The following is a 19,912-nucleotide window of genomic DNA, read 5'->3' on the forward strand; positions in this document are numbered from 1 at the left end:
ATGAGCTCTACTGCTTTAGTCCAAAAAGTCTGGAATTTCTGTAATACCCTCCGCGATGACGGCATGGGCTACGGTGATTATTTGGAACAACTGACCTACCTGCTGTTTCTGAAAATGGCCGATGAGTACAGTAAGCCACCTTACTTTCGGGATACCCACATCCCCGGAGCCTACAACTGGGACAGCCTGACCGATAAGAACGGGGCTGAGCTGGAGGTCCAGTACGTACACACCCTCAATGAACTAGGCAAACAGCAGGGGATGATCGGGCAGATCTTTTTCAAGGCCCAGAACAAAATTCAGGACCCGGCAAAGCTCTACAAGCTGGTACAGCTTATCAACGCCGAAACCTGGATTGGGCTGGATACCGATGTTAAAGGGGATATTTACGAAGGCCTGCTGGAGAAGAACGCCGAAGATACCAAATCGGGAGCCGGGCAGTATTTTACCCCTCGGCCCCTGATCCGGGCCATGGTGGACTGTATCCGTCCGGAGCCGATGAAAACCATTGCCGATCCAAGCTGTGGCACCGGAGGTTTCTTTCTGGCGGCCTACGACTTCCTGGCCAAACAGAAGCTGGACCGGGACCAGTTGAAATTCCTGAAGTACGAAACCTTTCATGGTTGGGAAATTGTACCGGCCACGGCCCGGCTCTGTCTGATGAACCTCTTCTTGCACAACATCGGCGATCTCAACAGTGAGCCCCCCATTGAGCGAAACGACAGCCTGATCAGCCTGCCTTCGCAGCGGTATGATTATGTACTGGCTAATCCACCCTTCGGCAAAAAGAGCAGTATTACCGTGACCAATGAGGAAGGGGAGCAGGAGCGGGAAGCACTGACCTACCAGCGGCAGGATTTCTGGGCTTCGACCTCCAACAAGCAACTGAACTTCTTACAGCATATCCGGTCCCTGCTGAAGATCGACGGACAGGCGGCCGTGGTTCTGCCCGATAACGTACTGTTTGAAGGGGGAGCCGGGGAAATTGTTCGAAAAAGGCTGCTTCAAAGTACCGATTTGCACACCATCCTACGGCTTCCAACGGGCATTTTCTATGCTCAGGGAGTCAAGGCAAACGTCCTGTTTTTTGATAATAAACCGGCCAGTAAGGACCCTTGGACGAAGCAGGTGTGGATTTATGACTACCGGACCAATATTAAACATACCCTGAAAACCAATCCGCTCCGGCTGGACCATCTCCAGGATTTTATTCAATGCTACCGGCCAGGTAATCGTCATGACAGGCAGGAAACCGAACGTTTCCGGAGCTTCAGCTATGATGACATCATTGGCCGGGACAAAACCAGTCTGGACATCTTCTGGCTCAAAGACGACAGCCTGGGCGATCTGGACAACCTCCCTGACCCCGACCAACTGGCAATGGAAATAGTCGACAACCTGGAGTCGGCCCTGGGGAGCTTCCGGCAGATCGTTAGTCAGTTACAGGCCAGGTAGTAGGGATCAAATAAAAGCATACGGCTTAACTTAATTTGATTGTAGGAGATAAGTGTTTGGTGTTATAACCTATAACCTAATCTATAGGTAATATCTATAAATAGATTTTATTCCAATAAAGGTTACCTTTTAAAAAGATGATTACCTTTGTCATGGTAAATCTTTAACTCGGTGGAGTTATGGTCTTTTGCTCTGAATATTGTTTTGATATTCGTTAAAGAGCTTTTTAGCAGATTTACTGCCAATTCTACTTATAGAAATAGTCTAGTTGAGTGGAACCTGTTAACGGGTTGACAACATTTACAAAGACTTTTTCTGTTGCCTAAATCGGTAACCGATTGTAAATAGGCTTCAATCTCCATTGTTCTTTCATAGTTTCATCGAAGTAATATGTACCGGTCCGGTACTGTTTAAATTACTTCGAAAAGCTGGTTCCTCGACCATAGTCAGGTTTGGGCTCTTCACCGGCTATTTTTAACATTTTAACATTTTGTATTATGGACATTAGGCTGACCATTTTGAATGGTATTCCCTATGTGAGTAGCTATACCCTGGCCAACTGGTACAGTATAGACCATAATGATTTAATTAAATGCTTGCAGAAATACCCAGGTATATTAAATGAAACTCGTCGGTTAGGAGCCGACGGATACCTTTTCTCTGAGCAGCAAATGCATGTAATTAGTCTACTGGCAAAAAATAATCAACAGGTTCTTAGGAAAAAAATTAATGAGGCCTTTCATTCCTACTGGGTTAATTCTCTGGCACGCCAAATGCCAACAAAACAACTTTTTAGAAGGGAATACAAAAACCACGATATCTGTTTTTCTATTGAGAATAATCGCATTATGGCTAATGCTCTGCAAATATGTCAGGCCCTCAATGTTAATATCTTTGATTATTTGACTACTACCGAGGCTAGCCAAGCTTTAAGTGATTGTTTTACAAAAATGTCAAAGTTTGTCGACCAGATATTTGTCTATCATTCTGGGCCTTCTAATGCCGGTGGGGGAATATGGATTGTTGAAGAACTGATCGAAGAGTTGGCTTTGTGGCTTTCCGATGATTCCCTTGAGTTCGTTGAATGGTGTGAGAAAAGGATTGAAGAATTAAAATACGAAAATTTGATCATTCAACAATCTCGGGCTTACTCCCTTTCCTTTAGCGATTCATTGGAGGCACAGAAGCTGGTTGATAGAGCTATTGTCACGCCTATTGACCATGTTATTGCCAATGGGGTTCCTTATATGGTGTTTTATAATTAGACTTTATTGTGCCTGATGATAGTTTACCTAGGTCGTAAAAGTGGCTCCGGTAAACTCATCATCAGGTACTTAAACGTGTGAAGTCTAATTTTTTGAGATCAGGAACTAGAGTGAAATAAATTACCTACTTCTAGCCTAGTTGAATGGTAGGTTAAATGCTTTACTTAATGGAATATAGCTTCGAAAAGGGCTAATGCCTCTCTGAGCTATATGCTATAGCGGGTTGGAAGATCGTTGAACAGTGGCATCTAACAGTTACCAGGACGGTAAAGATCAATTGCTATTAATGTAGTGATCTCAGTAGTAAAACCTGATAGCTACAAGTATTGCCAAAGCTTAGCCAGAATACTGCCTGTCATTTACATCTATGGGGGTATGGTATCCAACCGTTAGAGATAATCTGTTAGGACCAGGAGTAGGATAGATAGAAGGGTATTTACTTGTAAAATACTGGTTTTCAGTATGAAATCCAGGTAGTTATTCCTTCAAAAACTACTGTTTATTACTGCATGTTAGAACAACGTATTCTGATCTGAGTAATAATGTTTAATTGAAAAGGCATGGTATTCTTAATAATTTAGAATATCGACCAGTAGAATACCTGTCACTTATCCGTGAGCAAAGGAAGCAGGAATCACATGAACAGACGAAAATCTTATCTTAAAGCCAGTTTGGTTGAACGGGACAATTATTTTGATGCCGACACAGGCGATATTGTGAAGGTCGACCAAAAAATTCACACATACATTGCCAATTCCAAGGAAGAGTTCTTACTAGTTTATACCTCCCTACTGAGCATCTTTAAAGACCTTACATATGGGGCTATTCAGGTATATGCTTACCTCCTTCTGCACTATCGACCAGGTACACCTATAGAAATTGGCCGTAAGACTCGGAAGGAAATTGCCAATCATAGTTCTATTTCGGAAAGTAATGTAGCTAACTCACTGACTGAACTGAAGAAATGTAAGTTGGTCTTCTCGCCCGAACAAAAAATTTATTACCTCAACCCCCGATATGCTTTCCGTGGGAATACCAGCAGTCGTAATAGGGAACTTAAAGCTATTATTGAGCTGGGTTGCAAAAACTGCTGAACGGTTCCTCTGGCTACCACAATCCTTTGCTCTGGCTGGCTCTCAACAGGCAGATTTTGACTCCTAAAAGCCTGGTAATAGTTAGACCCTCCTCTGGTAATTGATTCAACTCTCAGGGCTCCCAGCAAGGACGTGACATTGTTTCTGGTTTCTTTCTTGGCCAGTACCCGCCGTTCGTAGGCAGACAGGCGGGGGCTTTCGGGGCGGTTCCGGTGTCAGGTTGCCGCCGGGTAGCAGGAAGAATTCGGCAATATTCTCCATTTCAGGAATTTTAATTAGGTTTATGTCCGTAGCCAGCAATAAAGTTACATGGCCATGGAACAGACAGAAGACTTACGGTATACTACCCAGAATGAGTTCAAAATGGGGGCACTTTGGTATAAGGTCAAGAAACGGGATCCGGATACAGGTCGTATCCTACAGGTAGTCCAACTGGGCTACTTGCCGGAAACCTCGGAAAACCTAGCGACTCTCCCTCCTCCAACTCTCTTAAAAAAAGGAGAAAAGAGGTTTCCAGATATTATAGAGAGGCTACCCAATGGAGCCATCTATTCCGAACGTTATTTTGACCAGTCTACCGGCAAAGAGATTGGTAATTTACTGGCAGATCCTGTCTATATACCAAAGCCAGGTCAGTCTAAAAATTGGCTACTACGGTTCTGGGCTTGGCTTCATGAGTAAGTTGTATCACTAATCTTACTCTCACAGTATCAATCCCATGGCCAGGAAAGATTCAGACACGATTAGCTTCTAGAGGGACATTAAACAGGTTTTAACGGTAATGGCCCAGCATTGATAGGCTCTACTTGCCCTTTACAAAAGTTGGAAGAGAAAGCATAAGGTCGACAATAGGCTGAACTCTTACCTAGGCAACTCAGAGTAAAGATATACCCGACGGGTAGGTTTTGGGACCGGCTAGGCTGGGTCAGAAAGAAGAGTTCGGCACTATTCTTCATTACAAAGATTTTCGGTAGGAAGTGATCAAGATCAGAGCTAAAGTGACAACAATCCTTCGAACAATTTACCATGCACACCCGGTAGGAAAGGTATTATGCCTAGCGTTGGGATGGACACAAACCTATGATGCCTACGTGGCTCGTCTCTTTATAGGCCCCTGGGTAGAATTTCCATTAGAAGTTCTCAGCCGTCGGATAAATGGTAACTACCAGATTAGCCCGTACGATATTGATAATGTAGTAACTAGGGTCTCTCTGCTCTACTGGCAATTAGTTTATTTACCTACATTGCTAATTATAGCAGTTTTATGGCTTTTTCCTGACGGCCGGGCTCTTTTTCGAACTGGTAGGGATCTCATTATAAAACAGAAAAGAATGGACCGCTCCTAACCTCGTTGTCTACCTGGGCTAAGATCAGACACCTTGCTTTAAAGCTTAGTGACTTTTGGTTGAAGCTCCAGCAGTTTAGTGTCTACCTATTAAATAAGTCGAAGCGATGAGTTTTGTAGATAGCCCGTAGCTAGGTTAAGTCATGTTAACCTCAATCTGTTTAGAGGCTATCAGCAGGAAAATTTATTACCTTTCGGCTGACTCGTTACCTGAATCGCTCCGGGGCCTAAAAATGTTTTACCCCGGTGTTACCTTCCTGGAGAAGATACCATCGGGGTAAGTTGTTTTGAGAGCTAACTCCCTGAGCCAGTGGAGGGATTCGAACCCCCGACGCGCTTGCGCATCCTGATTACAAATCAGGCGGAATCGACCGCTATCCGACACTGGCAACAATTCTCAACTCGTTTCCGAATCGTGATGCAAAAGTAGGCAATTTGAGTTTTCTTTGCAAGACAGTCCCTAAAAAAAAATCAAAAAAGGTGGCCTGATTCTGAATTAGGCCACCTTTTTTGATTTTTCAAGCTATTTTACGCCTGAGCTACTCGTAACTGATGCCGCAGGTCTTCCAATTGCTTTTCAGCCTCAGCGATTTTCTTGTCGATATCAGCACGGAGCTTATCAGCATTCTTTGAGCGAGCAAAGAATTCAATGTTATTCCGATAGGTAGCAATATCGTTTTCGATCGCTGTAATACGTCGACGAATATCGCCTTCGCGCTTATTACCGGCGCTATCACCGCCACCCCGATTGAAATCACGGTCACGTCCGCCACCGTTACGGGAACCGCCAGAGCGGGTAGCTTCAGCTTCGCTTTGAAGCATAATACGCTCTTTGTCTTTGGCAGGAATTTTACCCGTTGCCCCTACCAATGCATTAACGGCATTGATATACCGCTTTTGGGTAGACTGCATATCTTTTTTGGGAACGAAGCCGATTGCATTCCACTCTTTCTTGAACTCGTTCAATTCCGATAGGTCAGCGTTAGCACTGGCAGCCGCTTCAATGCGCTCGATAAGGGCAATTTTCTGCGCCAAATTAGCTTCAAACTCTCGTTCCGTTTCCTGATTTTTCGAGCGTTTCTTATTAAAGAACGCATCGCAGGCCGCTTTGAACCGATCGAAAATCGTATTTTTCTGCTTTTCGGGAACCTGACCGATATTTTTCCACTGACGCTGTAATTCAATAACCGTCTGCGTCAATTCTGGAGATTCTTCGCCCGAAGCCAGAATTGCTTCAACCTGTTCGCAGAGTTGAACTTTCGCCCGTAGGTTTTCTTCCCGCTTGCTTTCGAGTTGACGGAAAAATTCGCCTTTGTTGTGGAAGAACGTTTTTAATGCAGCCCAGAATTTTTTACTCAACTCTTTGCCTTCTTCACGAGGCATTGGCCCTTTGATCGCATTCCAGCGATCCTGCAAAGCCATAACTGCCTTCGTTTTGTCGTTCCAGTCATTAATACTGTTCGAGGCAAATGAAGTAATGGGTACTAATTCTTCATAAATCGCTGACTTCTCTTCGTATAATAGAGCCGACTCTTTCCGCTGCTCATTGGTTTGTCCTCGACGTTTGTCGTACAGAACATCCAGAGCGGCTTTCATCCGACCCCACAATACTTCCTGCTCAGCTTTAGGAGCCGGACCGATGTGTTTATATTCTTCGAATAAAGCATTAGCCTCATCGATAGTCTGCCGGGTTACCGACGTTTCTTCCGATGCTTTTGCCATCGCTTCGACCTTCTCGATCACCTCCGTTTTCAGGCTGGTATTTCGTTTACGGTCGAGTTCTTTCAATTCAAAGTATATATTCCGGTTGCTATAATACCGGTCAACCAATGCATGATAGGTTGCCCAAAGCGTTGCGTTATGGGGCGAATTCATGTTTCCGGCCGATTTCCACTCGTCCTGAATTTTCTTGAATTCGTTCCAGCTTACTTTAGGATCACCGGCATTGTTTTCATCCGTTTCAACCAACTCCCGTAAGCGCGTCAGCAACTCTGTTTTCGAAGCAAAGTTGGTTTCTTTAGCCTTATCTAAATTCTGGAAGTAGGTATTCTTCTGACTCTTGATCTGTTTATATAACTCGTCGAAACGAGTAACAGACTCATCATATTTGTATTCAAAGCCTTCTTCGGCCTCTGTTTCAGCAACATAGGCTTGCAAAGCGGCCTCACGCTCTGCCCGCTTCATCTGATCGAAGAGCGGCTTAACTTCTTTCAGTACCAGATCGGCCTTCTTGAAATCGCTGGGATTAACTGATGCTGTGCTGATCGCAGCCAGTTGCGTTTCCAATAGATTAACAAAATCCTGCTTGGTGAACTGACTGTAATCAACGGCAGAATGAGTCACCGTTTCATCTTCGACCTCTGGTACGTCGGCATACTGCGCTGTGATTTCTTCACTGATTTCCGGTACGTCGATCGATACAGCTGCAGTTGGCTCCACTACAGGTATATCTGCAGGCTCGTCAACGGATACTGGAGCAACTTCCTCCGTAGAATCAACCTCAGCCACTTCGGGCGTCTCGGCGATCTCATCCGAAGGAGTTACAGACGTACTACTTTCAACGGGTGTGGGTGTTGAGGGAGTCGCTATATCAGATTCACTCGCTTCAGTCGACTGCGTTTCAGCAGCTGGTGTGGTGTCGACTTCCGCCAATTCAGGCGTAGCCTCACTACCCTCGATTGATGCCTCGGGGGTGACCACAGCGGGTGTTGTGGTATCTTCGGGAATGTGCACTGCCAGCGATCCTTCAGCCTGTGGAGTGGTTTCTGGTTGCTGGTTAATTTCCTGCTCTTGGTTTGCCATGTTGGGAACGTACCGATTACTTTTGCAAAAGTACGATAAAATGCGAATTTTCTTGTAGTACAGCCTTTAAACAAGCCCACAGAATGTCATCAGCTATCAGTGATTTACGTAATGAATACACACTAAGCGGTTTAGACGCTGCTGAGGTCGCTCCAGATCCGATTATTCAGTTCCGGCAATGGTTCGATGCAGCGGTGCAGGCAGGGGTTCCAGAGCCCAATGCGATGCATGTCAGTACCGTTACAGGTGAGGGTCGTCCAGATGGGCGAATCGTTTTACTGAAAGATGTATCAAACGGGGGCTTTGTTTTTTATACTAATTATGAAAGCCGGAAAGGGCAGGAACTTACGCACCATCCGTTTGCCACACTCACTTTTTTTTATGCCGAACTTGAACAGCAAATTCGGATTGAGGGTGTGGTGGAAAAAGTTCGGCCAGAAGAATCGGATGCTTACTTCAGTAGTCGCCCGCGGGGCAGTCAGATTGGCGCCTGGGTTTCAAACCAAAGTAATGTGATCGAAAGCCGCGACGTACTGGAAAATCGACAGCGAGAATTGGAAGCTCAATTTGCGGGTCAGCCCATTCCCAGACCACCCTACTGGGGAGGTTTCCGGGTGTTGCCCGATGCCATCGAATTCTGGCAAGGTCGCCCAAGCCGATTACACGACCGGATTCGCTATAAAATCATAGATGGCAATTGGCAGATTGAACGGCTAGCGCCGTAAATGTAATGGCGAAAGAGCGAATGAGTGAAAGGGCGAAGAGCATCGGCAGCATATAATTTCGCTCTTTCACTCATTCGCTCCGCTTCGGCGGTCCGATTTCGCCATTCTATAAGGTAAATGCTACTCCTAAATCGCTTTGGTAAGCGAAATCTCTCCCTTCCTATTCTTTATGAGTGCCAAGCGAAGCAAAGCGAAACCGAAATCAACGGTTGATAAACGTACTTTATTCAGTGTCATCTCGGCCTCATCGGTCGGAACACTCATTGAATGGTACGATTTCTACATTTTCGGTAGTCTGGCGGCCATATTATCGTCGCAATTTTTCCCAAAAGATAACCCTACAGCCGCCTTACTGTCAACCCTGGCAACCTTCGCGGCAGGCTTCATTGTACGTCCCTTTGGTGCATTGGTGTTTGGGCGATTGGGCGATCTGGTCGGTCGGAAATACACGTTTTTAGTGACGCTGGTGCTAATGGGTGGTTCAACTTTTGCTATCGGACTCATTCCGGGCTATGCAACCATTGGTTTCTGGGCTCCCCTACTGGTTTTGTTGCTTCGACTCATTCAAGGCTTAGCTCTTGGTGGAGAATATGGTGGCGCTGCAACCTACGTGGCCGAGTACGCACCCGAAGGCCGACGAGGCTACTATACCAGTTTTATCCAGACGACCGCTACATTAGGTTTGTTTGTATCATTAGGCGTGATTTTGCTAACCCGCGAATCGCTGGGCGTTGACAAATTTGCGGCCTGGGGTTGGCGGGTGCCGTTTCTGTTATCGATTCTTCTAGTTGGCGTATCCATCGTCATTCGGCTACGGATGGCCGAGTCGCCTTTGTTTTCCAAATTAAAAATTGAAGGAAATCTCTCGAAAAACCCACTGGCAGAAAGTTTTGGCAAGAAGCAGAACCTGAAAATGGTCTTGTTGGCGCTGTTTGGAGCTACAGCCGGGCAGGGTGTTATCTGGTACACAGGGCAGTTTTACGCTTTGTCGTTTATTCAGAAAGCCTGCAATATTGAGTTCGTTCAATCGAATATGATCGTCGCGATTGCGTTACTCGCAGCCACTCCTTTCTTTATCGTATTTGGTGGATTATCCGATCGAATTGGCCGCAAACCCATTATGCTGGCGGGTATGGCGTTGGGTGTTCTGACCTACCGTCCCATTTATGACAAGTTGTACAGCCTGAGCGATCTAAGCCAGAAGCAGGAGTTTGTCGATGCGCAAACGATTGACCGAAAATCGACAAAGCAGGACGATGGTAGTTTGCTAACCACGATGACGAAAAACCACTTTTACGAAGGTGGGCTCATCGCTAAAGAGATTGAAAAAACGGTCACCACGAATCCAGGAGACAAACCATCAAAGCCCGAACTGACTAAAACCATTATCTTACCTACGGGCAGCTTCTGGCTAATGGTCTTACTGATCTTTATACAGGTAATTTATGTAACAATGGTGTATGGCCCTGTTGCGGCCTTCCTGGTCGAATTATTCCCAACCCGTATTCGCTATACGTCCATGTCGCTGCCGTATCATATTGGCAATGGCATTTTTGGTGGACTAACCCCATTCATTGCCACCGCCCTGGTAGCAACAGCCACCAAAGCGAACGAAGTCGCTCCCGGTTCGGTAGCGAAACCCTATCTCGAAGGGCTTTGGTACCCGATTCTGGTAGCGGGCGTATGTTTAGTCATTGGATTGCTTTACTTAAATAACAAGAGCGAAAGGGTGAATGAGTGAATGAGCGAAAACTTGCTGGAACATTTCACTCTTTCATTCATTCGCTCTTTCACTCATTAAAACATGGAACAACTCAAAAAATATTTCGGCATTATCTGGATACTACTCGGCATTTACGTTGGTTACGAACGCATTACCGACAGCTTAACTAAAATCGGTAGCGACAAGCTCGAAGACCGTGTTTTTGGGTGGGTCGTGCTTTGCGTACTTGTCCCCATCGTTGTGGGCGGACTAATCCTTTTCGGGAAGTATGCTCTGGATGGAGAATATTCTAATGATCGAAAGAACGAAAGAGCGAAAGAGTGAATAGATTTGTGGCACCTTTTTGCTTGAGCGATTTTATTCATTCGTTCATTCACTCTTTCGCTCTTTAATTATTATGCGTATCCGAACCTTTGACGAGTACCAGACAGCTTATCAGAAAAGTGTTGACGACCCAGAAGAGTTCTGGGCCGAAATCGCTCAGAATTTCCTGTGGCGCAAACCCTGGACAAAAACCCTGCAATGGAACTTCAACGAGCCGAATGTTAAGTGGTTCATTGGCGGCAAGCTAAACATTACCGAAAACTGTCTTGATCGGCACCTGGCCGAGCGGGGTGATCAGCCGGCTATCATCTGGGAACCCAACGATCCGAACGAAGCGGGTGTTACGCTTACCTACCGAATGCTGCACGATCAGGTTTGCCGGTTTGCCAATGTGCTGAAACGCAACGGCGTTGTCAAAGGCGACCGGGTCTGTATTTACTTGCCAATGGTTCCTGAACTAGCCATTGCCGTGCTGGCCTGCGCCCGAATTGGCGCCGTCCATTCGGTGGTATTTGGCGGTTTTTCGGCACAAAGTATCGCTGACCGAATTAATGACTCGCAGTGTAAAGTGGTCGTTACAGCCGATGGTTCGTATCGGGGCAATAAGGAAATTCCACTCAAAAGTACCGTAGACGACGCGCTGATTGGCTGCCCAAGCGTTCAGAAAGTGATCGTTATGACGCGTACCCGCACTCCAGTGTCCATGCTAAAAGGCCGTGACATTTGGTGGGAGCAGGAATTAAAGCAAGTCACAGCCGATTGCCCCGCTGAGGTAATGGACGCTGAAGACATGCTCTTCATTTTGTATACGTCTGGCTCTACCGGCAAGCCTAAAGGTGTTGTGCATACCTGTGGTGGCTACATGGTTTACGCGACCTATACGTTCCAGAATGTGTTTCAATATGAACCCGGCCAGGTGTTTTTCTGTACTGCCGACATTGGCTGGATTACAGGGCATAGCTATATCGTATATGGTCCATTGGCATCGGGCGCTACTTCGGTGATTTTCGAAGGCGTGCCAACCTACCCCGATTGTGGTCGTTTCTGGGATATTACCGATAAGCACAAAGTCAATATTCTTTACACGGCTCCAACGGCTATTCGGTCGTTGATGGGCTTTGGTCTTGACAAAGTCGAGAACCACGACTTAAGTAGCTTACAGGTGCTTGGTTCGGTGGGTGAACCGATCAATGAAGAAGCCTGGCATTGGTACGACGATCACATTGGTAAAAACCGTTGTCCGATTGTCGATACGTGGTGGCAGACCGAAACAGGTGGCATTCTAATTTCACCATTGGCGGGTATTACCAAAACTAAACCTACGTTTGCTACGCTCCCACTCCCTGGCGTTCAGCCAATTCTGGTGGACGAAAATGGAAAAGAAATTGAAGGGAATGGCGTTAGTGGAAACCTTTGTATAAAATTTCCGTGGCCGGGCATTCTTCGTACCACCTACGGAGATCACGAACGCTGCCGTCAGACGTACTTCGCAACTTATCCGGGTCTGTACTTTACGGGGGATGGTTGTTTGCGGGATGAAGACGGTTATTACCGGATTACAGGTCGCGTCGATGATGTGTTAAACGTATCGGGCCACCGGATTGGTACAGCCGAAGTAGAAAATGCGATCAATATGCACACGGGTGTAGTTGAGAGCGCCGTAGTCGGTTATCCGCACGACATCAAAGGTCAAGGCATTTACGCTTACGTCATTACCGATCAGGAACCAAACGGACACGATGCCGACCTAACCAAACGTGATATTCTGGCAACCGTTAGCCGGGTCATTGGTCCCATTGCCAAGCCCGACAAAATCCAGTTTGTAACGGGTCTTCCTAAAACACGTTCCGGTAAAATCATGCGCCGAATCCTGCGCAAAATTGCCGAAGGGGACACTAGTAATTTAGGCGATACCTCAACTCTGCTCGATCCGGCAGTGGTCGATGAGATTAAGGAGGGAGCATTATAGTTTTTGTCATGCTGACGGAGGAAGCATCTTAAAGCCCTGCTACTAATGAGTTAGGATACCTTAAGATGCTTCTTTCGTCAGCATGAAACTAAACGCCGGACGGAAACGCCCGGCGTTTAGTTTTTGTGGCTAGAATCCCATGTTTTTATAAGCTAAATGGTATATCGTTTAGCCGTTCCCTAACCGAAAATTGCCGCCTACGTCCAGTTGGCTTTTTTCTATTACATTTTCCTTTGTTGGTGTTGGCCCACCTTCACGTGGTTGAGTGTCTCCAATATGTGCATCACCAACGATCTTTAGAGTAGAGTCTTTTATAACATTTTTCTCGTAGGAATAGGCGGCTAACTGCGCCTGCAACTCCTGCACAAACTTAGGATTTTTGAGTAAGTCCGATAGTTTAGCCTCTAGCACCGCTTCTTTTACCGGCGCGGGTTTGTCTGACTCGACAATCGCTTTGGTAACCGGATCATCCTCCAAAAACCACGACCGTACCCAACGGACGGAGGCTGACAAAAAATCTTTGGGAAACTTCTGTACCTCCTCATTCTTCAGAAGTAAATCAGTAAGATAGGCCATAGCCTGCGGCATAAGGGTTTCGATCATGATTATGAATTGGTTTGCATGGATTGAATAATCTGGTTGAAACGCTCCTCGCCGATTTGTTCAAAAATATTATTTAGGTATTGGATTGTGTTATTGGCCTTGGGCGAGCCAAGCTGTTTACGAATTAAGTACGCATACCAGAGCAAGGGAAGAGCTTTTTCTGCATCCTGATACTGTTCCCAATAAAGTGCCCCCATATTGTTGATTGTCGTTCCTTCGCCATTTTTATCCCCAATCTGCTGGCTAATGCGCAGGCTATCCTGCAAATAGCTCAAGGCCGTTTCGTAATCCCCTCTGGCATCATAAATCTGACTGATATTGTTGAGGGTCGTTCCTTCGCCATTTTTATCCCCAATCTGCTGGCGGATGCGCAAGCTATCCTGCAAATAGCTTAAGGTCGTTTCGTAATCCCCTCTGGCATGATAAATTTGGCTGATGTTGTTGAGGAGCGTCCCTTCTCCCTTCTTATCCCCAATCTGCTGGCAGATGCGAAGACTATCCTGCAAATAGCTCAAGGCCGTTTCGTAATCCCCTCTGGCATCATAAATCTGACTGATGTTGTTGAGGATCTTCCCTTCGCCATTCTTATCCCCAATCTGCTGGCAGATGCGAAGACTATCCTGCAAATAGCTCAAGGCCGTTTCGTAGTCCCCCTTGGCATAAGCAGTCGTTGCTAAATTGTTGAGGGTCACCCCTTCGCCATGCTTATCCCCAATCTGCTGGCGGATGCGCAGGCTATCCTGCAAATAGCTTAAGGTCGTTTCGTAATCCCCTCTAGCATCATAAATCTGGCTGATGTTGTTGAGGGTCGCTCCTTCGCCATGCTTATCCCCAATCTGCTGGCGGATGCGCAGGCTATCCTGCAAATAGCTCAAGGCCGTTTCGTAATCCCCAATATATAGTCCAATCAAACCTAACCCATTCAGTGCCTGACTATTCAGCTCAGGCGAGATGTCTTTTCTCAATACATCCTGATTTAACTGTTCAGCAGTAATGTACAAACCAACTAACTGATAGTAGCTATTTAGCCGAAAGGCTACATTGGCATAGTTTTCCCAGGCTTCAGCCTGTTCAAAATAGTCTTTTGCAAGCCAGTAGTCGTTATAAGTGGCTTGCTTCTCAAAATACTGGCCTGCCCGGGCTGATAATTCCCTTCTGCGTTCTGGTTCGGGGTAACCTTGCTGCTGGAGCCAGGCCCTGGTTAGCGCATGAACCTCAACTGTCTGCTCGGCCTCGTCGTAAAAGCATAACGAGCTGTCGCGCAAAGCTTCCACTATAGACAGAAACGAATCGACTGGCTGGTCGAGAATTGCTTCCAGTGCAGCCAATGGACTACGGCTAAACAAGATTCCAGCCGCCATTAGTACAGTACGTTCAGTATCGGTTAGCTGCTCAAACAGCCGTTTCAGTAGTAAGTTCTCAAAAATTTGTACTTCAACCTGCCCAACAGAAGCATCAAAACGGGATAGATCAAACCGGCGGTCCCGGCGTAGCAAGCCTTCCAGCAGTTCCAGCGCCCGAGGGTGGCCATCAATCCTGCGGTCAAGTATGGCTCTCCCGTCAACGGGCAGCTTTCGGAGCGTATCGGAATAGTTGATGTACCGATATTGCTCGGCATACGTCATTTTGTCGATAGGAACGTGCGTTACCCAACTAGCCAGGTCAGGAATAGTGTAGCGGGTTGTGAATAGTACAGGACAATGCTCTGGAAGGTTTTTCAGTAGATGCTCCAAAAACGTTCGAAGCTCATCGGTACTGATGGTGTGGCTCGGCCCTGTTTGTATATCCTCCACATTATCGAAAATCAGAATGGTTGGATGCGTACTCAGGTAGCTGGTTATCAGGTATTGTAACTTCTGTTCGGGCGTTGTTTGGGGACTATTTACCCGTTCTTCCAACTGCTTTATCAGAAATTCACTGAGTCGGGTGGTCGTTTTCGCTTTTTCCAACAGCCGGTTCAGGATAACCGCTTCCTGAACTTCGCCAGTCCGAAACATCAAAATGTCGTGGCCGTGACGTCGACGGTACAAATCGGCAGCCGCTTCGGCAGTTGTGGTTTTGCCAAGTCCACCCAATCCATGCAGGCAAATGGCTTCACCCTCATCAAACCCCTTCCGTATTCGAATCAGAAGTCGCTTACGTCCAATAAATCCCTCACCAACGAGCCGGTTCCCGCCCAGAAATGCCAATGGCGGGTAGAACCGGTTTAGCGTATCGCTATCATAAGTACCCCGCCCCGCCAGGCTACCAACTACCTGATTCTGATAGAGTACTGGCGTAAACCATTCTGCCTGTGGTAGTAATTGAGGAGTAGTTTTTCGTTGTTCGACTACGTGTTCCCACAATGTTTGCCGGGCATCATGCATGGCCTTCGTCAGAGTGTCTCCATAGGCCAGTCGTTCATAAAGGGTTTCGGTAAACAATCTTGCTCCTTCATCTGTCACGGCAAAGCGCATGGCCAGCACGGCAGGCAATCCAACAGCGGCCATTTGTTCGGCAGTGCTTCCCTCCGAGCCTCCTACTGCCGTTTCGCAGGCACTTAATACAAGCAATTTTATAGATCCGAATCGCCGTAAGGCCTTGCCTAGTTCTTTTCCCGAAACAAGCTGCTCGTCGCCGTCTTCATTTTCCAGGTACAGCATTCCCTGCCTCACCGATTCCACATAGGCCCCATGCCCACTAATATGCACAATGTCGTGATGATGATTTTGAAGGGCACTTATAATCTCTTCAAGATGAGCACAGTCCAGAATTTCCATTACTAGCCGGGGCTGCTGACTACCTGTTGCCTCTAATCCACGAACAGCTTCAATGATTTTTTTCTGCTCTTTTTCAATTTCCAGCAGTTTACTCCGCTCAGCCAGGTTTTCGGGCAGAGCGGGAATAAATAACAACTTGAGTGGGGCTATACTGGCAGTTGGTCCCTGTTTGCTGAATCGCTCAATGCTGGTTTCGCGGGTACGAATTAGACCAAAATTATCACGAGGAAGCTCATCGCCAGGGCCAAGCTGCGGAAGTACCATCTCCCAGGGTAAGTTCTGAATTCGCTCATCTGGGGAGGCAATAATCAGCAGTAATTCATTTATTTTTCTGCGCTGTAATAATTCCAGAAAATCGCGACATACTTGCCCAATACCACCCGTAAAAAAGGTCTCGTACAACTGCTGGGCCAGACTGGTTTCGATGGCTTCAGGAGAAACGTTATTGCTGTCGTTCCGGCGCATAAGCTCGGAAGAACTGCGTCGAGTGCTCTGAAAAGCATCTACCTGTTCAAAAAACTGGTCAGGTATCGTCAACTTTACGATCTCACGCAACAGAGGTATTACTTCATCACTCTCTGTTTTCGCTGATAGCATCAACTCAAAATCTGAGGCATTTGCATTGATCTGGAGGAAGAGGAGGCTACACGCAAAATCGCGTTCAACTGTATAATACTTATTACCAATGTGGATATTACCGCCAGCCGTGAGAGAGCTGCCGTAAACTATATTCTCGTACATAAAAGCGCTGGCGGGAAGATTTAGTAGAAAGATATTAACTTTTCACTAAATAATTTAATGGCTTTATTATTTGCCAGGCCAGATTTTGCAATACAAGTACGCTGGGGAGAAAGACTTCTATAATTAGAATTTCCTACTTCACCTTCACAATCTCCCCGAAGTAGTTCATAAACAGCGTAAATTCCATTGTCTTTTTGCTTTCCGGCTCTAGCAGATGCATCGTTAAAGTGATGTACCGCTGCCCGTTGAAGGTCGGTTTATAGGTTACTTTCTCCAGAATAGACTGGTTGATCGCGTCATCACTTTTGGTAAAATACAGTAGATCATCTTTAAGCAACGTTCGCTTGAACAGCTGACTGCCCGATTTTTTCGTTGCCAGCACCGTAATGGTATTATTGAAGTAACAACCACTCCCTACTTGTGTCGAGCTGGTGTCCTGCTCTAAGGTTAGCGAGACTTTAATCGATTTACCTGACTCCTGATACACATCGGCTTTTCCCAGTTTATCCGCATCGGCAACCGATAGGCAATTTTTGGGTTTCGGCGTTGTTGCAGTCACAGAATCTGTAGTAATCGTTGTGGATTGACCGGTAGGCTCCTGTTTTTTTTCTGAATTTCCACCACAAGCCGTTAGCAGACCGAGACCAAAGAGAAGTAGAAAGGCGTTTTTCATAAAATAAAGGGGGCTTAACCACTCCGGCAGCCCGGCGCAAAGGTATCGCAAAGATTGCAAAGAACTATTGCTATACGGCCTTCGCGATACTTTTGCGCTCTCTGCGGTTAAAACAGCTCGTTCCAGACGACCTAAAATCCTCCGTTTTGTGTTGTATTCATGAGGCTGTCGGGTATTAGGTACGCCTGGTTCATCAACGTCTTGTATTACTACTAACTTATTTATGCAACTTCTTTACAGTTATTTACGGCGCTATTGGGGCCTGTTGGCACTTGCGCTGGTGTTGGCAGCTATCAACCAGATTTTCTCGCTGCTTGATCCGTACATCTTCCGAAAAATCATTGACCAGTACGTCGTTAAGCCCGGCGTGGATTCGCCCGGTGGCACTCTGCGACCGTTGGGGTTCTGGGGCTTCCTCAAAAATGGGGCAGGTCTCCTGATTTTGCAGGCGCTTGGTGTTGCTATGGTGAGCCGCATCGCCAAGAATTTTCAGGATTATTACGTCAACGTAATTACCCAACGGTTAGGGGCACGGCTCTACACCGATGGGCTGCGTCATTCGCTCGAACTCCCCTATCAGGTATTTGAAGATCAACGGTCGGGCGAAACGCTGGGCAAGCTACAGAAAGTGCGTTCCGACGTTGAGAAATTAATCCAATCGTTTGTGAATGTGCTGTTTACCTCAGTCGTGGGTATTGTGTTTGTGATGTGGTATGCGGCTACGGTCTATTGGCCCATTGCACCCGCTTACTTCCTGACGATTCCGTTGCTGGGTTTTGTCAGTTCGTTACTCAGCAAAAAAATCAAGACTGTACAGAAAACAATTGTTGCCGAAACAACTGCCCTGGCAGGTTCTACCACCGAAAGTTTACGGAATATCGAGTTAGTCAAAAGTCTCGGTCTGGCTCAACAGGAGACCGAACGACTAAATGGTACGACCGAAAAAATCCTGAAACTCGAACTCAAAAAAGTACGCTACATCCGGTCGCTGTCTTTCATTCAGGGCACGTTTGTGAATTTACTTCGCAATGCAATCATGCTGCTTATGCTGTTTCTGGTGGTGCAGGAACGAATTACAGTGGGTGAGTTTTTCTCTCTGTTTATTTACTCATTTGCCATTTTTGGACCCTTGCAGGAACTCGGAAACATCATCAACGTATATCGGGAAACGGAAGCCTCGCTGGCTAATTTCCAGCAGATTCTGGATACTCCGCGTGATGTTCAACCAACCCATCCGCAACCTGTTGAAACGCTCAAAACACTGGCTTTTGAGGATGTTCACTTCAAACACCTCACCGCCGACAAACCAGCGCTCGATGGTATTTCGTTCGATGCGAAATTGGGTGAAACGATTGCCTTTGTTGGGCCCAGTGGTTCAGGAAAAACAACCCTTGTCAAGTTGCTAGTTGGGTTATACAAACCGCTACGTGGGCAGATTTTGTACAATCATATTCCTGGCTATGAGGTCAATCTGGATGAGCTGCGGGAACAGATCGGTTTTGTTACGCAGGATACGCAGCTTTTTGCCGGGACTATCCGTGAAAACCTTCGCTTTGTGGCTCCCAATGCAACGGATGAAGAATGCCTGACGGCCTTGCATCAGGCAGCTGCCGATTCGCTATTGGCTCGTGCCCCACAAGGACTTGATACGGTCATTGGCGAAGGTGGCGTGAAAGTGTCTGGTGGCGAAAAACAACGACTGAGTATCGCTCGAGCCTTGCTCCGGAAACCAGCCTTGCTGGTCTTCGATGAAGCTACTTCAGCCCTCGATTCGCTTACTGAAGAAGAAATTGGCCGAACGGTTCGGGATCTGTCAGGTTCCCGCCAACACATTACCATTCTCATCGCCCATCGCCTGAGCACCATCCTGCACGCCGACCGAATTTTTGTGCTGGAGCAAGGCCATGTGGTTGAGCAAGGTGGCCATAATGAGCTATTAGCCCAGAAAGGATTGTACTACGCCATGTGGCGGCAACAAATCGGAGAACGCAAAGAATTAGTGGCTGTTTAAAACGAGATCAGGGGTTTCGCTTCAAGCGGGTGCAGCTTTCGTTGCTGTGTTTTTGCTCAGTAGCTTTTTTATTGAGCCGAAGCCAGCCGCAAAAACGGCTAGTGCTTTGGCAAACTAGATTCTAGGGGATTCTATAGATTCTCGGGGCCGCCCGCGCGGTTGGCCCTATTGTGCTGATAATCAAAGACGATAGAATCAAAAGAATCTATAGAAACTAAATTGGACGAGTACTAGAGAGAACTATCAAACGTATTGCTCCTCGTGTCACGGCGAGAAAGTGGAAGCCTTTGTCGACCGGAAATGGAAGCAGAGTAATATCAAGAGCGAGCTGATTACCAGCATTTCGGGAGGCTATCCCGCTTTGGGAATGCCAACCAGGAAAGCGACCCTGAGTGCCACCGAATATGAATCTGTGTGAGGTTG

At 46.7% G+C, this 19,912-nt stretch carries 13 protein-coding genes, 1 tRNA gene and 1 pseudogene; 10 read left to right on the forward strand and 5 right to left on the reverse strand.

All coding sequences use genetic code 11. The features are described from left to right. The 4 genes from ACYVGR_RS04715 (at position 1) to ACYVGR_RS04730 (ending at position 4,495) form a co-directional block, all read left to right on the forward strand. Entirely contained in the window at positions 1-1,455 is a 1,455-nt protein-coding gene (locus tag ACYVGR_RS04715) for a class I SAM-dependent DNA methyltransferase (protein WP_460954124.1), read from the forward strand. A gap of 497 nt (positions 1,456-1,952) precedes the next feature. Continuing rightward, positions 1,953-2,720 carry a hypothetical protein gene (locus tag ACYVGR_RS04720; RefSeq protein ID WP_460954125.1) on the forward strand — a complete coding sequence of 256 codons (768 nt, stop codon included), beginning with the start codon at positions 1,953-1,955 and terminating at the stop codon, positions 2,718-2,720. 638 nt (positions 2,721-3,358) lie between these two features. Beyond that, entirely contained in the window at positions 3,359-3,814 is a 456-nt protein-coding gene (locus ACYVGR_RS04725; protein WP_460954126.1) for a replication/maintenance protein RepL, read from the forward strand. Between the two features lie 315 nt (positions 3,815-4,129). Next, entirely contained in the window at positions 4,130-4,495 is a 366-nt protein-coding gene (locus tag ACYVGR_RS04730; protein WP_460954127.1) for a hypothetical protein, read from the forward strand. Between the two features lie 969 nt (positions 4,496-5,464). Here the strand turns inward: ACYVGR_RS04730 and ACYVGR_RS04735 are convergent. Next, positions 5,465-5,548 (reverse strand) — tRNA-Thr (locus tag ACYVGR_RS04735). A gap of 139 nt (positions 5,549-5,687) precedes the next feature. Beyond that, the gene (locus ACYVGR_RS04740; protein ID WP_460954128.1) at positions 5,688-7,961 is read right to left on the reverse strand and encodes a DUF349 domain-containing protein; all 2,274 of its coding nucleotides are present in this window, start codon (positions 7,959-7,961) and stop codon (positions 5,688-5,690) included. Between the two features lie 83 nt (positions 7,962-8,044). On the opposite strand from ACYVGR_RS04740, the gene pdxH reads away from it, so the two are divergent. The 4 genes from pdxH to acs all read left to right on the forward strand — a co-directional run bounded on the left by pdxH (position 8,045) and on the right by acs (position 12,702). After that, positions 8,045-8,686 (forward strand): pyridoxamine 5'-phosphate oxidase, encoded by a 642-nt coding sequence (gene pdxH, locus ACYVGR_RS04745; protein ID WP_460954129.1) that lies wholly within the window; start codon positions 8,045-8,047, stop codon positions 8,684-8,686. Between the two features lie 169 nt (positions 8,687-8,855). Then, positions 8,856-10,427: an MFS transporter gene (locus ACYVGR_RS04750; RefSeq protein WP_460954130.1), complete on the forward strand. Its 1,572-nt coding sequence runs from the start codon at positions 8,856-8,858 to the stop codon at positions 10,425-10,427. A 63-nt stretch (positions 10,428-10,490) separates the two neighbouring features. Further along, positions 10,491-10,733 (forward strand): DUF6814 family protein, encoded by a 243-nt coding sequence (locus tag ACYVGR_RS04755; protein WP_460954131.1) that lies wholly within the window; start codon positions 10,491-10,493, stop codon positions 10,731-10,733. Between the two features lie 73 nt (positions 10,734-10,806). Next, positions 10,807-12,702, forward strand: a complete 1,896-nt coding sequence (gene acs, locus ACYVGR_RS04760) for an acetate--CoA ligase (protein ID WP_460954132.1) — start codon at positions 10,807-10,809, stop codon at positions 12,700-12,702. A 168-nt stretch (positions 12,703-12,870) separates the two neighbouring features. On the opposite strand, the gene ACYVGR_RS04765 is transcribed toward acs, so the two are convergent. From ACYVGR_RS04765 to ACYVGR_RS04775, 3 genes are all read right to left on the reverse strand, one after another. Next, a complete protein-coding gene (locus ACYVGR_RS04765; protein ID WP_460954133.1) occupies positions 12,871-13,305 on the reverse strand; it encodes a hypothetical protein in 435 nt (144 codons plus the stop codon). A 2-nt stretch (positions 13,306-13,307) separates the two neighbouring features. Beyond that, positions 13,308-16,805, reverse strand: a complete 3,498-nt coding sequence (locus ACYVGR_RS04770; RefSeq protein ID WP_460954134.1) for a tetratricopeptide repeat protein — start codon at positions 16,803-16,805, stop codon at positions 13,308-13,310. Positions 16,806-16,938: 133 nt separating this feature from the next. Continuing rightward, a complete protein-coding gene (locus tag ACYVGR_RS04775) occupies positions 16,939-17,478 on the reverse strand; it encodes a hypothetical protein (RefSeq protein ID WP_460954135.1) in 540 nt (179 codons plus the stop codon). A 223-nt stretch (positions 17,479-17,701) separates the two neighbouring features. Here ACYVGR_RS04775 and ACYVGR_RS04780 point away from each other — a divergent pair, with 223 nt between their 5' ends. Together ACYVGR_RS04780 and ACYVGR_RS04785 are read left to right on the forward strand one after the other, a co-directional pair. Continuing rightward, positions 17,702-19,489 (forward strand): ABC transporter ATP-binding protein, encoded by a 1,788-nt coding sequence (locus ACYVGR_RS04780; RefSeq protein WP_460954136.1) that lies wholly within the window; start codon positions 17,702-17,704, stop codon positions 19,487-19,489. A 232-nt stretch (positions 19,490-19,721) separates the two neighbouring features. Further along, positions 19,722-19,907, forward strand: a pseudogene (locus ACYVGR_RS04785) (c-type cytochrome); the annotation flags it as partial. Positions 19,908-19,912: the final 5 nt, after the last annotated feature.

The organism is Spirosoma litoris, assembly GCF_054776755.1.

Bases quoted from the DNA above. Each gene is read 5' to 3' on its own strand.
- acs (WP_460954132.1), top strand. From the start codon at position 10,807: ATGCGTATCCGAACCTTTGACGAGTACCAGACAGCTTATCAGAAAAGT.
- ACYVGR_RS04750 (WP_460954130.1), top strand. From the start codon at position 8,856: ATGAGTGCCAAGCGAAGCAAAGCGAAACCGAAATCAACGGTTGATAAA.
- ACYVGR_RS04725 (WP_460954126.1), top strand. From the start codon at position 3,359: ATGAACAGACGAAAATCTTATCTTAAAGCCAGTTTGGTTGAACGGGAC.
- ACYVGR_RS04755 (WP_460954131.1), top strand. From the start codon at position 10,491: ATGGAACAACTCAAAAAATATTTCGGCATTATCTGGATACTACTCGGC.
- ACYVGR_RS04765 (WP_460954133.1), bottom strand. From the start codon at position 13,305: ATGATCGAAACCCTTATGCCGCAGGCTATGGCCTATCTTACTGATTTA.
- ACYVGR_RS04770 (WP_460954134.1), bottom strand. From the start codon at position 16,805: ATGTACGAGAATATAGTTTACGGCAGCTCTCTCACGGCTGGCGGTAAT.
- ACYVGR_RS04775 (WP_460954135.1), bottom strand. From the start codon at position 17,478: ATGAAAAACGCCTTTCTACTTCTCTTTGGTCTCGGTCTGCTAACGGCT.
- ACYVGR_RS04715 (WP_460954124.1), top strand. From the start codon at position 1: ATGAGCTCTACTGCTTTAGTCCAAAAAGTCTGGAATTTCTGTAATACC.
- pdxH (WP_460954129.1), top strand. From the start codon at position 8,045: ATGTCATCAGCTATCAGTGATTTACGTAATGAATACACACTAAGCGGT.
- ACYVGR_RS04720 (WP_460954125.1), top strand. From the start codon at position 1,953: ATGGACATTAGGCTGACCATTTTGAATGGTATTCCCTATGTGAGTAGC.
- ACYVGR_RS04780 (WP_460954136.1), top strand. From the start codon at position 17,702: ATGCAACTTCTTTACAGTTATTTACGGCGCTATTGGGGCCTGTTGGCA.
- ACYVGR_RS04740 (WP_460954128.1), bottom strand. From the start codon at position 7,961: ATGGCAAACCAAGAGCAGGAAATTAACCAGCAACCAGAAACCACTCCA.
- ACYVGR_RS04730 (WP_460954127.1), top strand. From the start codon at position 4,130: ATGGAACAGACAGAAGACTTACGGTATACTACCCAGAATGAGTTCAAA.